This is a genomic window from Bacillus salipaludis, assembly GCF_004358205.1.
Map to the genome: position 1 here is coordinate 322,001 of NZ_SMYO01000003.1, position 14,541 is coordinate 336,541.

The 14,541-nt window shown below is 37.4% G+C and carries 15 protein-coding genes; 6 read left to right on the forward strand and 9 right to left on the reverse strand.

The genetic code is table 11. From position 1 onward, the window contains the following. Positions 1-325 precede the first annotated feature (325 nt). From qoxA to qoxD, 4 genes are read left to right on the forward strand one after another with little or no spacing between them, the layout of a single operon-like run. Entirely contained in the window at positions 326-1,348 is a 1,023-nt protein-coding gene (gene qoxA, locus E2K98_RS06975) for a cytochrome aa3 quinol oxidase subunit II (protein ID WP_133333532.1), read from the forward strand. Continuing rightward, positions 1,338-3,317, forward strand: coding sequence for a cytochrome aa3 quinol oxidase subunit I (gene qoxB / locus E2K98_RS06980; RefSeq protein WP_133333533.1), 1,980 nt, complete (start codon positions 1,338-1,340; stop codon positions 3,315-3,317). Before qoxA ends, qoxB begins: the two co-directional genes overlap by 11 nt. Further along, the gene (gene qoxC / locus E2K98_RS06985; protein ID WP_133333534.1) at positions 3,307-3,912 is read left to right on the forward strand and encodes a cytochrome aa3 quinol oxidase subunit III; all 606 of its coding nucleotides are present in this window, start codon (positions 3,307-3,309) and stop codon (positions 3,910-3,912) included. The genes qoxB and qoxC overlap by 11 nt, the downstream gene beginning before the upstream one ends. Before the next feature lies 1 nt (position 3,913). Further along, the gene (gene qoxD / locus E2K98_RS06990) at positions 3,914-4,210 is read left to right on the forward strand and encodes a cytochrome aa3 quinol oxidase subunit IV (protein WP_133333535.1); all 297 of its coding nucleotides are present in this window, start codon (positions 3,914-3,916) and stop codon (positions 4,208-4,210) included. A 40-nt stretch (positions 4,211-4,250) separates the two neighbouring features. Here qoxD and pssA (E2K98_RS06995) read toward each other — a convergent pair whose 3' ends face one another. Then, on the reverse strand, positions 4,251-4,742 hold the full coding sequence (gene pssA, locus E2K98_RS06995; RefSeq protein WP_133333536.1) for a CDP-diacylglycerol--serine O-phosphatidyltransferase: 492 nt from the start codon (positions 4,740-4,742) through the stop codon (positions 4,251-4,253). Between the two features lie 172 nt (positions 4,743-4,914). Between pssA (E2K98_RS06995) and E2K98_RS07000 the strand changes: the two genes are divergently transcribed. Beyond that, complete coding sequence (locus E2K98_RS07000) at positions 4,915-5,685, forward strand: HipA family kinase (protein WP_165976197.1); 771 nt, start codon at positions 4,915-4,917, stop codon at positions 5,683-5,685. Positions 5,686-5,755: 70 nt separating this feature from the next. Here the strand turns inward: E2K98_RS07000 and pssA (E2K98_RS07005) are convergent, their stop codons facing one another. The 6 genes from pssA (E2K98_RS07005) to E2K98_RS07030 all read right to left on the reverse strand — a co-directional run bounded on the left by pssA (E2K98_RS07005) (position 5,756) and on the right by E2K98_RS07030 (position 11,012). Next, positions 5,756-6,457, reverse strand: coding sequence for a CDP-diacylglycerol--serine O-phosphatidyltransferase (gene pssA, locus E2K98_RS07005; protein WP_208025325.1), 702 nt, complete (start codon positions 6,455-6,457; stop codon positions 5,756-5,758). Positions 6,458-6,478: 21 nt separating this feature from the next. Further along, entirely contained in the window at positions 6,479-7,141 is a 663-nt protein-coding gene (locus E2K98_RS07010; RefSeq protein ID WP_133333538.1) for a phosphatase PAP2 family protein, read from the reverse strand. Positions 7,142-7,208: 67 nt separating this feature from the next. Continuing rightward, positions 7,209-7,634 carry a GtrA family protein gene (locus E2K98_RS07015; protein WP_133333539.1) on the reverse strand — a complete coding sequence of 142 codons (426 nt, stop codon included), beginning with the start codon at positions 7,632-7,634 and terminating at the stop codon, positions 7,209-7,211. A gap of 8 nt (positions 7,635-7,642) precedes the next feature. Then, positions 7,643-8,635 carry a glycosyltransferase family 2 protein gene (locus tag E2K98_RS07020; protein WP_133333540.1) on the reverse strand — a complete coding sequence of 331 codons (993 nt, stop codon included), beginning with the start codon at positions 8,633-8,635 and terminating at the stop codon, positions 7,643-7,645. Between the two features lie 21 nt (positions 8,636-8,656). Next, positions 8,657-10,345 carry a DUF6044 family protein gene (locus E2K98_RS07025; RefSeq protein ID WP_133333541.1) on the reverse strand — a complete coding sequence of 563 codons (1,689 nt, stop codon included), beginning with the start codon at positions 10,343-10,345 and terminating at the stop codon, positions 8,657-8,659. 61 nt (positions 10,346-10,406) lie between these two features. After that, complete coding sequence (locus tag E2K98_RS07030) at positions 10,407-11,012, reverse strand: undecaprenyl-diphosphatase (RefSeq protein ID WP_133333542.1); 606 nt, start codon at positions 11,010-11,012, stop codon at positions 10,407-10,409. A gap of 195 nt (positions 11,013-11,207) precedes the next feature. Here E2K98_RS07030 and E2K98_RS07035 point away from each other — a divergent pair, with 195 nt between their 5' ends. Beyond that, positions 11,208-11,633: an EamA family transporter gene (locus E2K98_RS07035; protein ID WP_133333543.1), complete on the forward strand. Its 426-nt coding sequence runs from the start codon at positions 11,208-11,210 to the stop codon at positions 11,631-11,633. 51 nt (positions 11,634-11,684) lie between these two features. Here E2K98_RS07035 and E2K98_RS07040 read toward each other — a convergent pair whose 3' ends face one another. Together E2K98_RS07040 and E2K98_RS07045 are read right to left on the reverse strand one after the other, a co-directional pair. Further along, the gene (locus E2K98_RS07040; RefSeq protein WP_133333544.1) at positions 11,685-12,452 is read right to left on the reverse strand and encodes a TerC family protein; all 768 of its coding nucleotides are present in this window, start codon (positions 12,450-12,452) and stop codon (positions 11,685-11,687) included. Between the two features lie 353 nt (positions 12,453-12,805). Then, on the reverse strand, positions 12,806-14,338 hold the full coding sequence (locus tag E2K98_RS07045) for a carboxypeptidase M32 (protein WP_308913268.1): 1,533 nt from the start codon (positions 14,336-14,338) through the stop codon (positions 12,806-12,808). Between the last annotated feature and the right edge of the window lie 203 nt (positions 14,339-14,541).

The following is a 14,541-nucleotide window of genomic DNA, read 5'->3' on the forward strand; positions in this document are numbered from 1 at the left end:
CATTTATATATCAAAATAGACACCTTTTATCCACATTTTTCCTCAAATTCCGCCACTTTCTACCCAAATGTCAAAAACTTTAACAAATTTGTCACAAATATTTTCAAAAACCTATACAAACATCACAGACAACTTGCTAAGATGACTTTAAGAAGAATCACTCTAAATTAATTAAAATTAACAACCCAGGTATAGGGACCATGAAATGGCAAGTCAAATCACAATATTAAAAGATTAGTAGGGTTGGATCTTGTACAATATTGTGAATGAATTCACACATTTATTTGTGAAAATATGAACAACTTTATTGAAAGGAGCGTAAAAAATGTTTAAAAAGGGTTATTTGATTCCCCTATTAGCTTTTTTACCGGTATTATTTTTAAGCGGCTGTGAGCCAAATATGGTTGTTTTTCAACCTAAGGGGCCTGCAGCAAGAGAAATTTTAGGCCTGATTAACTGGTCACTAATTTTTATGGCACTTGTTGTAATTGTTGTTATTGGCTTGTTTGTATTTATTGTGTGGAAATATCGCGCAACAGATAAAAATAAAGATTACGAGCCACCAGAAGAACATGGCAGTACAAAATTGGAAATCACCTGGACTGTCATCCCGATTCTGATTGTTATTGCGCTTACCATTCCGACGGTAAAATCAATTTATAATCTTGAAAAAGTTCCGAAAGGATATGAAAATAAAAAGCCAATCACAATCAATGTTACTTCCGCAGATTGGAAATGGATCTTTAGTTATCCGGATCAAGGAATTGAAACGGTGAACTATTTGAACGTTCCAGTTGGTACCCCTATTAAATTTAAGCTTACCTCTGCGGGTACGATGAACTCTTTTTGGATTCCTGCTTTAGGCGGTCAAAAATATACAATGGCAAAAATGGAAACTCAACTTTACCTTGTAGCTGATCAACCTGGTGAATATATCGGGAAAAACACAAACTTTAACGGAAAAGGCTATGCAGGAATGGAATTTACTGTGGAAGCCCAATCACCGCAGAAGTTTGACAAATGGGTGAAGGATGTAAAGAACACTGCACCAAAATTATCGGAAAAGAAATATGTTGAACTATTAAAACCATCAAACTTAGGCCGTCAAACCTTTTCAAACACACACCTAGCCTATGTTGATCACGGTGATATGCATTCGAAAACTTACACATTCCCTGAATTGTACAGAAATCACGACTACCCAGGGAAAATTTTTAAAGAACCTGATAACCATGAAATGCACATGGAGGGTCAGGCAGAAGGAAAGTCAATGGAAATGAATAATATGGATATGAAGGACATGGACATGAGTGGAAATTCCAATGGAGGTGACCATAGTGGACATTAAGTGGGATAAGTTTTTTATTACCGGAGACCCTCTAATCTTAGGCTCTCAAGTTGCAATTGCTTTAACCATGATTGGTATTGTTGTAGGTGTAACCTATTTTAAAAAATGGAAATGGCTGTGGCAGGAATGGTTCACAACTGTTGATCATAAACGGATTGGAATTATGTATATTCTTGTCGGAGTACTCATGTTTTTCCGCGGTGGCATTGACGGGTTATTAATGAAAGCCCAAACCGCCACCCCAGATGGAAAAATACTTGATGCACAGCACTATAATGAAATTTTCACAACACACGGCGTCATAATGATCCTCTTCATGGCTATGCCGTTCTTAATCGGATTAATGAACGTGGTTGTTCCTTTGCAAATCGGTGCTCGAGACGTTGCATTTCCGCAATTGAATGCATTAAGTTTCTGGTTAACTTTTGCCGGAGCGATGCTGTTTAATATTTCGTTTGTTATCGGTGGTTCTCCGGATGCAGGTTGGACTGCTTACTTCCCTCTTGCAGGAAAAGAATTTACTCCTGGTATTGGGAATAACTTTTATGCCGTTGCCATCCAGATTGCCGGGATTGGTACATTAATGACGGGGATCAACTTTATCGTCACAGTTTTAAAAATGAGAGCTCCCGGTATGACGTTAATGAAAATGCCCATGTTTACTTGGACATCCTTCATCGCATCAGTAATTATTTGGGCATCCTTCCCTATTTTCACTGTTGCTCTTGCATTAATGACATTTGACCGGATTTTCGGAACGCATTTCTTTACCGTTTCAGGTGACGGAAACCCAATGATGTGGGCGAACCTGTTCTGGTTATGGGGTCACCCCGAAGTATATATTGTTGTTCTTCCGGCGTTTGGAATGTTTTCAGAGGTTATTTCAACCTTCTCTCGTAAAATGCTGTATGGTTATAAATCAATGGTTTTCTCGATTGTTGGTATCGCCCTTTTAAGTATGCTTGTTTGGGTCCATCATTTCTTTACAATGGGTGCAGGGCCTGCAGTTAACTCTATTTTCTCGATTACAACGATGATGATTGCTATCCCTACAGGAGTTAAAATGTTTAACTGGCTGTTTACAATGCGTAAAGGACGCATTCAATTTACAACAGCAATGCTTTGGGCATTAGCGTTCGTCCCTTGCTTTTTGATTGGAGGCGTAACCGGGGTTATGCTTGCAATGGGTGCAGCAGATTATCAATACCATAATACACTATTCCTAGTAGCGCATTTCCACTATGTATTAATTCCAGGTGTTGTATTTGCTGTATTCGCTGGACTTTACTACTGGTGGCCAAAAATGTTTGGTCATATGCTGAACGAAAAGCTTGGAAAACTTCATTTCTGGTTCTTTGTAGTTGGTTTTAATATGACCTTTATGCCAATGTTCTTCCTTGGATTAGACGGTGCCGTCAGACGTGCTTATACGTACTCTGCGGAAACAGGTTTTGGACCATTGATGCTCGTTTCTGCAATTGGTGCAGGAATTCTTGCGATTGGCTTTGGTTTCTTATGTTATAACATTTATTGGAGTGCAAGATATGCGGACCGCAATATTTCAAGCGATCCATGGGATGCACGAACACTTGAATGGGCTACAGCTTCCCCTGTTCAATTCTATAATTTTGCCAAACTACCTGAAGTGAAATCAATTGATGCCTTCTGGTACATGAAGAAACACAATGAAGGTCTAGAGTTAAAAGAAGATGACTTGGAAGAAATTCATATGCCAAACAATTCAGGTCTTCCAATTGTGATGGCAGTTGTCATGGGAATCGCAGGATTCTTCCTCATCTTTGAATGGAAAATCGCTGCACTTGTCGCACTTTTAGGCATCTTCGCCTGCTTGATTTGCCGTTCCTTTGATTATAAGGATGGCTTCCATGTACCGGTAGATGAAATTAAAAAGACAGAAAAAGCATGGAGAGACCTCCAAAAAGGAGTGAAGAAAAATCATGTCAGCTAATGTAAACACTGCGCTACCGCTTGAATATCAAACAGAACAAAGCCGAATGAATATTTTTGGTTTCTGGATTTTCTTAGGTGCGGAAATCATTCTATTTGCAACACTCTTCGCAACCTATGCAGTACTTGACCACCGTTATGCCGGTGGTCCTACCCCACATGAACTTTTCGAAATTAAAGGGGTTATGATTGAAACCATCCTGCTCCTAACCAGTAGTTTTACGTGCGGCTTAGCCATTTATGAAATGCACCGAGGTAATAAAAAAGGTCTATTAACCTGGATGATTATTACTTTATTATTGGGTGCCGGGTTTGTTGGGATGGAAATTGAAGAATTTATTGCCTACGTTCATGAAGGTGCTACGATGCAAACTAGTGCATTCCTTTCAGGATTCTTTGTCCTCTTAGGTACACACGGATTGCACGTAAGTATGGGAATTGGCTGGGCTGTTATGGTAATGATTCAAATTGCGAAAAAAGGTTTGACACCAGTAACAGCCCGTAAGGCTTTTATTATCGGTCTATACTGGCACTTCCTTGATGTTGTTTGGATTTTCATCTTCACATTTGTGTATTTAAAAGGGATGGTGGCTTAAGATGGAGAAACATTCACATGGTACACCACTAACACAAGTATTAGGATTTGTTTTTTCATTAGTTTTAACTTTTGTCGCACTCTTTGTAGCTTTAAAAACAGGTTTATCTTTCAATGCCATTATGTGGATTATCGGCACTCTCGCTGTCATACAAGCCGGTCTGCAGCTGTTTATGTTCATGCACTTAAGAGATGGTGAAGACAGTGCAGCACAAACGATTAACGTGATATATGGTGTTTTTATTGCCGTCGTTACCGTTGCCGGATCGATTTGGGTTATGTCATTTGGTGGAATGTAAAATTGTTTAAAAACCTAGTCTACATACAGACTAGGTTTTTTCATAATTTCTTTACTTTAATCGGACTTACCATTAAAACAGCCAAAAGAATCGTGATCCATGCATTGGAATATGTAAACAATCCCATTCCGGCTAATGGCAGGCCAGCAGCTGGAATCGGCAGACCCTTAAAATACCCAATGGTTGGGTTCACACTAAACCTTGCCAACCTTAGAGCACCCATAGTAGGGAAAAGAATAAAGGCTAGAGAAGTTAAAATAGACGGTGCTGCGATTGAATGAAATATAAGCGCAGGTGCTACCCCAAAGCTAACAATATCCGCCAGTGAATCCAATACCACTCCAAGTTCGCTGTTCACCTTTAATTTTCTGGCAACCCGTCCGTCGAAGAGATCAAAAATAGCCGATAAAAAAATAAAAATCGAGGCACCTCCAATAAATCCACTCATATTAAAGGTGATAGAAAAAACACCACATAAAAAATTTCCGATGGTAAATAAATTGGGCACTGCTTTGACAAGATGATTAACCAACTTCCCTCCCCCTTCATTAAGCAAAACTCCTCTTATCTATAATTTTCTTTCGTTTTCTCCTTTATTCACTTTTTGAGAAGAAATTTATTTCCATTCTTTTAAATTCAACTATACCGAGAGATGGGATTGTACATATATTGATAATATGAAGAAAAAGGGAGGCAATATCATTTTGAATCGTATTTTTCCGGTTCGCTACTTAGGAAAGTTCAAGGAGGGTTTTTCAAAGCCTCAACTATTTGAAATGAATGACGGAAATACTTATCTTGTAAAATTTAAAGACAATCCCCAAGGAACAAGGGTCCTCGTGAATGATTGGGTGGTGGGGAAACTTGCACAGTTATTAGGACTGCCTGTAGCATCTTTTGAGGTGGCTTATTTCTCCAAATCTGATTTTAAAAAGTTCCCTGTTCTTTACCGGTATGGGTTTACACCTGGACATCAATTTGCCAGTCTTTTGCTTAAAGATTGTACGGGCCTTTGGGAGCCTCGAATTAATGAAGAAATTGTCAATCGCGATGCATTGCCGGGTATTATTGTATTCGACTATTGGGTGAATAACAATGATCGGGATACGGGAAATGTTCTGTTAGAAAGGCTTTCTGACAACAAATGCTATCTTCATTTAATTGATCACGGTTTATGTTTTCCAGGATATGCACTTTCAAAAGATATGTTGAAAAAAGTCCCCATGAATTTACTAAAACAGCCTGTTCATACATGGGGTGTTACTCAAATAGACGACCCCAAATCACTTATGCAATTTACAGAAAAAGTCCTTGCACTTCCTTCTGAGCAAATCTTATCGGTCATCAACACCATACCTGACGATTGGGATGTATCTTCTTCGGAAAAGAAAGCAATGTACCAATATCTCCTCTCTGCAAAAAAGGCACTGCCTATTTTAATATTAAAATTCATCAAAAAATATTTCCGTGATTAATGAATCAGGTTGATTGAAATATTCAAAAGAAGTACAGTTCAAGTGAATTGTACTTCTCTTTTTTTGAATTTTATTTTTTTGGACCGCTTCGCTTAATCCTAACTAATTGATAACTTATAAAAGCTACATAAAGCGGAATGGCTACGTATATGAAGTAAGGAAAACGATGCTGCTCTTTCTTAAAGACAATATAAATAGCATAACCAAGGAATAAGGTGATAATAATTCCATATTTCGGCAAAGGAATATCCTTTAGGCTTGGGATTTTAATGGTGCTGACCATTAAATAACAAATGACAAAAAAGGCAATCGGCAGAATAATCGCTGGCATTTTGCCGTGAAATAAGGTTAAAAGCGTTAGTAGTCCCCCACCTGCTGTAATGGGGACACCCGTAAAATAATGTAGTGATGATTTGACCGCATTAATATTGAATCGCGCCAATCGGTATGCACCAAATAACGGGAATAATCCTGAAATCGCCATCCCAAATATACCAAAATCAGAAAAATAGGAATAATAGGCCATCATCGCCGGCGCAACACCAAAGGTTACAATATCGGCAAGTGAGTCTAATTCCTTTCCAAGGTCACTTTCGACATTCAACATCCGGGCAATACGCCCATCCATACTATCGAGCATCATTCCAATCAGAATCAAAATTGCCGCATTTTTATAATCCCCAAGCGCCGAATACATGACAGATAAAAATCCAAAAAATAAATTTAAAAGCGTAAAAAGGTTAGGAATACTGTTTCTTATAATATGTATCACTCCAATTTTTTCAAAAACCTCTCACTCATTATATCCCTGCTTCCTATTATACCGTTTTTCTTTATAAAATTGAAAAACCCAAATAGCAGCAGTCAGCCAAAAAATGCTTGCAAAATATCCCCCAATAATATCACTTGGATAATGTACCCCTAGATAAATCCGGCTTATACCAATGGCAAGAATCATAAAGCAACTAACAATAATTAAAATGGTTCTCCCAATCCTGGTTGAAATATGGCGCCAAAGTAAGAAGGCAATCACACCGTAAAAAGCAAAAGCACTCATAGCATGACCGCTAGGAAAACTATAACCGCTGATCTCAATCAGACGGTGTAAATTAGGACGTGCCCGCTGAAAAAAATGCTTTAAAACACCATTTAAAATTCCTGCACCAGCTATGACACTTACAAATAAGATCAATTCCAAGCGATGATGCAGTACCTTGTAGAGAAAAATCAAAAGGGCAAGAGAAAGAATGATAACAACCTGTGTGGAACCAATAAAGGTAAACAATTTCATTACCTTTGTAAGACCGGGCGTTTCGAGTCCTTGAACCGCCGAAATAACAGTACTGTCAAAATGCCCTATTTTTTCATCACTAATAAGTATGGAAATCATCCCAAAACCAATTACACTCACCAAGCTAATAATAAAGGCAATAAATAAATATTTTTTTATATTCATGAGCTTACTCCTTTTATGATAGAAAAAAGAGGTCCGGTCAGAACCTCCTGGTTTTTCTACGTTTATCTCATGATTTTGTTTCAACTAAAACATCCTTTTTTGAAAAAACAAACAATTTTTGCCCTAAATAATTAAGCACGGTATAAAGTCCAGTACCGACAAGGACCGCCAAATCGGTTCTTATTTTTTCAGTAAAGAATTGATTTGAAAGTAGGATGGCTGAAACTAAATTTTTTCCTAAATCATAAGAAATAAAATAACAGCACAAAATGACCACAATAAAACGGATGGCAGTTTTTGAAACAGCATTCTGACTTTTAAATGTAAAGCTTCTATTTAAAAAGAAGCTTACAATCGCTCCAATGGAATTACCGATGAAGGTTGAGATCCAGTATGAAAAGTGGAACGCATGTAAAAGAAGATACATGACCGATAACCCAACAATCGTATTCAAAATCCCTACCATGACAAAACGAATAAAAGTATATTTCATACCTGCTCCTAATGACCAATTGCCTCTTTTATTTGCTGATTTGTTTGACTAACGGAAAAGCTGTCTCTTTCAATCGCATATCTTGGACGTTTCTTCACTTCAAAATATATTTTGCCAATATATTCACCAATAATACCTAACCCCAATAGCTGCAACCCTCCAACAAACCAAATGGAAATGACTAGTGATGTCCAGCCTGAAACAGTATGTCCTAATAGGTCTTGAATTAGTGCATAGACTCCGGCAAGAATACTAATAAACATCGCCAAGAAACCAATAAAGGTTACAAAGCGGATTGGGGCTACACTAAAGGAAGAGATTCCATCGAATGCAAAGGCAAGCATTTTTTTTAACGGGTATTTTGATTCTCCCGCAAACCTCTCCTTACGATCATAATATACCTTTGCAGATGAGAATCCCACAAGTGGGACCAAGCCGCGCAAAAAAAGGTTCGTCTCTTTGAATTTAAATAATTCCTCAAGTGCCCGTTTACTCATAAGCCGAAAATCCGCATGATTAGGAACTAATTTTATCCCAATTCTCTCCATAAAACGATAGAACCCGACAGCAGTGGTTCTTTTAAAAAAGGTATCTGTTTTCCGGCTTTCTCTCACTCCATAAACAATATCATACCCTTCCCAATACTTTTCAAGAAATGCTTGGATTACGCTAATATCATCCTGTAAATCAGCATCAATGGATATGACACAATCCGATTTCTTCGCTGCCGTTTCAAGACCCGCCATTAATGCATTTTGATGTCCGACATTTTTAGCAAGCTTTAAACCTTTAACAAAAGAATTATGTCCACTCTCACTCTCTATTAACTCCCATGTCCTGTCCTTGCTGCCATCATCCACAAACAATAATTTACTTTCCCTTGAAATAAGCGAGTCAGCGATTAACATTTCCAATACATGTGATAATTGGGTAGATGTTTCCATAAAGACATCTTCTTCATTATAACAAGGTACAACGATGGTTAATACCGGTTTATTCATGTTAAGACTCCTTAAACCACATTATTTTACTTCATAAAGATAAATTTTCCAAGCAGAACTCTTTTGGTTAAATGCCTTTTTAAATTCCAGCTGGTTTTCTTTGGCGTTTAGAATTGGAACAGCCGAGAAAATATATTTTCCTCCCATCATTTTCAATACCTTCGTATTAAGCTGCAGATGATGGATTTCGACTTTTGAATCCTTTGTAAAATCGTACTTCTTTCCTAATTCAGAAACAAAAATATAACATCTCCCGCCCCAATGGTCGAAATAGGATTTTAAAGTGGGACTCTTATCCAATTCTTTTGCAATTATTTTGCGGAACTGATGCTTGTACGCTAGTGGATAAAAATTATTATAAGTATCCAGCGTATAAAAACCATTGTATTGAGCGATAGCAGGATGAATTCCGATACTGACAACACGATAGCTATTTTGCGGCTTACCAATGTACTTTTTAATATCGGAAAATTGAGTAGTTGCATAAAATTGTTTAAAGGTCGGTGTTCCTGCCACACGATAATAGATTTCATTATTTGCCCCAAAAAGCACTAGGAGCTGCGCTGCCAGACATAATTTTACCAATAGTTTCCAACGATTACCCCTCCTCCATAGAATATAGGCACCGACGGCAAACATCAGGTATATAATCAATGGCCTTAAAAAATGAAATCTAGAAAAATTAAAGGTATTTAAAAAAGACACTCTTTCTTTTAACGGTATCCATCCTTTGTAAAACCAAAAAGCATACCAAACAGATAGTATAAAATTCAAAAGAAATAGGTAAAGAAACCGTTTTTCGATATGACCTTTCTGTCGATTCTTTATGACCCAAATCACAAGGAAGGATAGCGGAACAATCACAAATGTATGCAGGGTCATTACATGGGTGTGTCCAAGAAAATAATTTTTGAAAATTAAACGAATCGTACTCCAGAAACCATTGGTTGATTCAAAAAATTCATTCCGATTTGTCGGGGCCTCAGGAAACACTAAAGAATAAACAAGGCGGTACTCGATTATTAAATAGATTAGTGTCATGGCAAAAATGCTGCCAAAGAAGACCCAGTTTACTTCTTTCTTAACCACTAAATCCCGGAGCCAGAGCAACCCAATCGCTGTAAGAAAAAAGAAAAATCCAAGCACAAAACTTGAATAAAAAGGAAGCAGAATGAGCGTAAGCCACTCCTTCCAAGAGTACCTTCCTTCTCTTATATTTAAGAAAGCCCAAAGTGCAAGTGGCATACCGAGAGTGCTCAGCATTCCCGAAGGCCAAAATGGCGTAAGTGCAAATGCCAGCGAAACATAGATACGGATTAAATAAGACTCCTCCGTCTTAACAAAATGTCTTTTTAATAAAAGGTACATACCCAAAAATGCAAAAATCCTTGTAATTGCCTGACTGATTGAAAAGGCAAGCATCGACGGAAACAAATTATGCAGCCACTGGATCCCACTGAATTCTGTCCCAAATGCATTTCTTGGTAATCCATTAATGATTTGCGGGATAACCGAGTTTATTCCGCCAAACAGTTGTCCACTATCATTAAGCACTTTATACCAAGAAATATTCGAATCCAAATTATCATGAACCCGGATATGTGAATTTTCACCTAGAATAAATAATGGTGATAAATAAAGGGCTAATAAAAAGGCTGCAAAATATAAATGCTGTTTTTCTTTACTCAAATTTGTCCAGAATATCTTCATTTTCCCACCGATTCTTAAATCATATTGTTCTATTCCCTTTTTACTTTCCAATTATCTCGAACTATTTTTCATTTTTTATAAGAGTAGTATTGAAAATCTTGCTTTCAAGTTTTTCATAAACATTGATAAGAACACCAATAAACTGATTAAATTTCCCCCATCTTACTGTTAGTAGATAAACTACAACTGCAGTTACTATTCCAATTACCATACCGGCGATGACATCTAATGGATAATGAACACCTGTCCAAATGCGAGAAATTCCAATTCCTGCAGCTAAAATCAACCAAATCCAGCCATCGCGCTTTTTCCATAGCCAAATAGTCATGGCAATCACAAATGCTGCGGTCGCATGGTCACTTGGAAAAGAAGCATTCTTTGCGTGTGAGATCAGCATAATTACATGATGGGAGACAAATGGACGGGAACGATAATAAAAGTCTCCAATAATCATGTTTGTTGCTAATGCAAGACAAGCTGCAATACAGGCAGTTGCAACCATTTTCCGATTTTGCTCTTTATGAAAAAACCAATAAAATAGAATACCTGCAAAAAATAAATACTCTGCTTTATCAGCTAAAAATACCATGAATGGATTCATAAAATGGTCCGTAATGGCTAAATGATTAACCCATTGAAATGCTGTATAATCTAAGTGTGTTAACATTCTTCCTCCACCTTTATCTCACTCTTTTAAAATATTCCTAGTAAAAAACATTTTTACCCACACATGATTAGAATAGACCTCCAGCATAAATTTTGTATGAATCGAGTATTAAATATTTATTAAATTCGATTGTAAAAGAGGGTTTACCCATTAAAAAATTGAAATGATAAAAGAAATGGAGGGTGAGATGAATTTATGTCGTGGCTTATTTTTGCCCTATTATCTGCTGTATCTGCTGCCTTTGTTTCAATTTTCGGAAAAATAGGATTGCAAAATATTGATGCAAATACGGCTACCGCCATTCGAGCGATTGTGATGGCATTCTTTTTAATGGGGGTTGTTGTGTTTGAGGGGAATCTCAATAAAATCCCTGGTATTTTACATGATAAAAAGGCTATTTTATTTATCACTTTGAGTGGTATCGCAGGTGCTGCTTCGTGGTTGTTCTATTTTTTCGCCTTAAAATTAGGCAAGGTTTCTCAGGTGGCTCCTGTAGATAAATTAAGTGTGGTTATTGCAACATTGCTGGCCATTTTCCTTTTTGGGGAGAAGCTTAGCTTGGTGAATGGAATGGGAGTAGTATTAATTGCGATAGGAGTGATTTTGACGGCATTTCATTAAAATGAAAAAGTAAAGGCAAATATAATATGCCTTTACTTTTTTAAGTGTATATTATGAAGCTTTCGATTCTTTTTTCGCTGATTCCCTTGAAAGAAACCATCCTCCTGCAGCAATCCCAACTAAGACGAGATAAAAGCTCATTTTCCACTCGGTTGAATGAGCAAATTCTTCATTTAAAATCGCAAGTGCTGGATGTGAAAGTGTATAGACAACAAGCTTTACCCCTACCCAACCGACAATCATAAAGGCCGCCATTTCTAGACCAGGGCGTTTCTCCAATAACTGGACAAACTTGTTTGCGGCAAAGCGCATAATGATTAATCCCAAGAAGCCTCCTGCAAAAATCACCAAGAACTTACCCCCATCAAGACCACCTATATTTGGAAGCTTTGTTTCAGGCAGCACCACCGCCATAGCCACCGCCGCAAGAATGGAATCAACCGCAAAAGCAAGATCGGCTAATTCAACTTTTAAAACTGTAGTCCAAAATCCACTCTTTTTTGGCTCTTTCGGCTGCTCTTCCGTTTTACTCTTCACTAACTTACGGAAAATATGATTTCCCGCCATGAATAACAAATAGATGGCTCCTATTGCCTGTACCTGCCAAACATCCACAAGATAAGAAATGACAAATAATGAAGCAAAACGGAACATGAATGCACCTGCTAAACCATAAAATAAAGCTTTTTTTCGTTTTTCCTCCGGAAGATGTTTCACCATGATTGCCAGCACCAACGCGTTATCTGCTGCTAAAAGACCTTCCAAAGCCACTAGAACCAATAATACCCAGCCATACTCCAATAAAACTGTAAAATCCATTAAACAAACCTCCTTAAATTTTTTAAATTTCTCCTTTTGCCATTTGAATATTGCGAAAGCTCAGTATCTACAAGAATGTGAGCTATAGCAATAAAAATAGGCCTTTACCCGTGGGTAAAAGCCTAACTTTCCCCCTGGTAATGGCCTAAAAATACAAAAAGACCTTTACCTGAGAATAAATGTTTGATCATTTACCCTAAGTAAAGGTCTTGCTAACAACGTCATTGTTGCCAATAAAGCCGGAGAAATCTGATTTCTCGAAATGACGACTTTACTGTACAGCTACTCCCCTTTAAAAGGAAATATTTAATTACTATAATTATATATTTAGTGTTTCATATTTGTCAATAAAATTACAACCCATATACCTCAGAATATTTCTTCTCCAAGTATTCAACTAAATATTCTGCATTCAATTCTTCACCCGTTACCTTTTGAATCAATTCATTCGGGGTGTAGAGCTTACCATATTGATGAATATTTTCCTTTAACCAATCTTGAATAAGATCAAATCTTCCCTGTTCAATATGATAATAGAAATCTGGCAGGTCTTGTTTAATCTTTCTTAGTATTTGTGCCGCATACAAATTCCCTAATGAATATGAAGGGAAATAGCCAATTCCGCCAAATGACCAGTGGACATCCTGCAGCACTCCCTCTGTATCAGTGCCTGGTGTGACTCCCAGATAATCCTGCATTTTCTCATTCCAGATAGCTGGCAGATCTTTTGCTTCAATTTCTCCCGCCATTAAAGCTTTTTCTATTTCATAGCGAATCATAATGTGAAGATTATAGGTTAATTCATCTGCTTCCACTCGAATAAACGATGGCTGTACGGTATTAACAGCACGGTAAAACTCCTCAACCGTAACATTTTCAAGTGCCTCCGGAAATTGATTTTGAATCTGCGGATAAAAATAATTCCAAAATTCTTTACTGCGACCAACCATATTTTCCAAGAATCTTGATTGGGACTCATGAATTCCAAAGGAGGCACCGCTTTGAAGAACAGAGCCTTCAAATTCCGGATTGATATTTTGCTCATAAATTCCATGACCCGCTTCATGAATCGTGCCAAACAAAGCTGATCGAACATTATGCTCTAAATAACGGGTTGTTAAGCGGACATCTCCGGTATTGACTGTTTGGGCAAAAGGGTGGACGGTTTCATCCAAACGCCCCGCCTCCAGATCAAACCCAATCAGCGGCAATATGAAGCGGTTAAATGCTTTTTGTTTTTCCACATCATAGGATTGGTCAAAAATTTCCGCTGGTGTTGGCCTTCCTGATTGTTGAATTCTTTCTAGTAAGCTCACAGTTGATTCTCTTAATTTAGCAAACAATGGATCGAGTTTTTTAACGGTTAGGCCCGGCTCAAACTCAGCTAACATCGCATCGTATGGATGCTCTTCATAACCATAAATTTCGGCAAACTTTCTTTTATAATTTATAATTTTCTCAAGGTAAGGTAGAAAAAGATCAAAATCATTTGTCCCCCTTGCCTCTTCCCATGCGTCATTTGCTTGAGCAGTCAAGATTGAATATTCCTGAAAGAGGTCCGCCGGAATAGTTTTTGCCTTCTGATAATAATCTTTATACTCCCTTACTTTTGCCATCGTAACAGCATCCAATGATGAAGCGCTTTCATTTACACTAAGCACGTCTATTAAGCTCCCCATCTCCTCTGAAACCGACAGTTTAAATACTTCCGTCCTTAATGTACCGATAGCCTTCGCAAAGGTATGCCTACCTTTTTTGGGTGCCATCACCTTTTGATCCCAGTCTGATAAACCAATGATGCTAGAAAAATGTGAAATTTTTTCATCTAATACTCTAAATTTTTCTAAAGCCTTTTGAACAGTTGGATCAACCACTTTATTCTCCACTATGTATGACCCCCTAATGGTATTAAACAAGCTAATTCAAAACCAGCCCATTCCCTTCTAATTATAAAATAATCCATCCAATATGGGAAAAATTTAAAAAATCTTTTTATTGACAATTTTTTTAATCTTGGTTTCCTAATGCATTTAATTCCCAGTTCCCCTGTATAATTTTTACATCTAAAAGAGAAAAATATAAATTATCT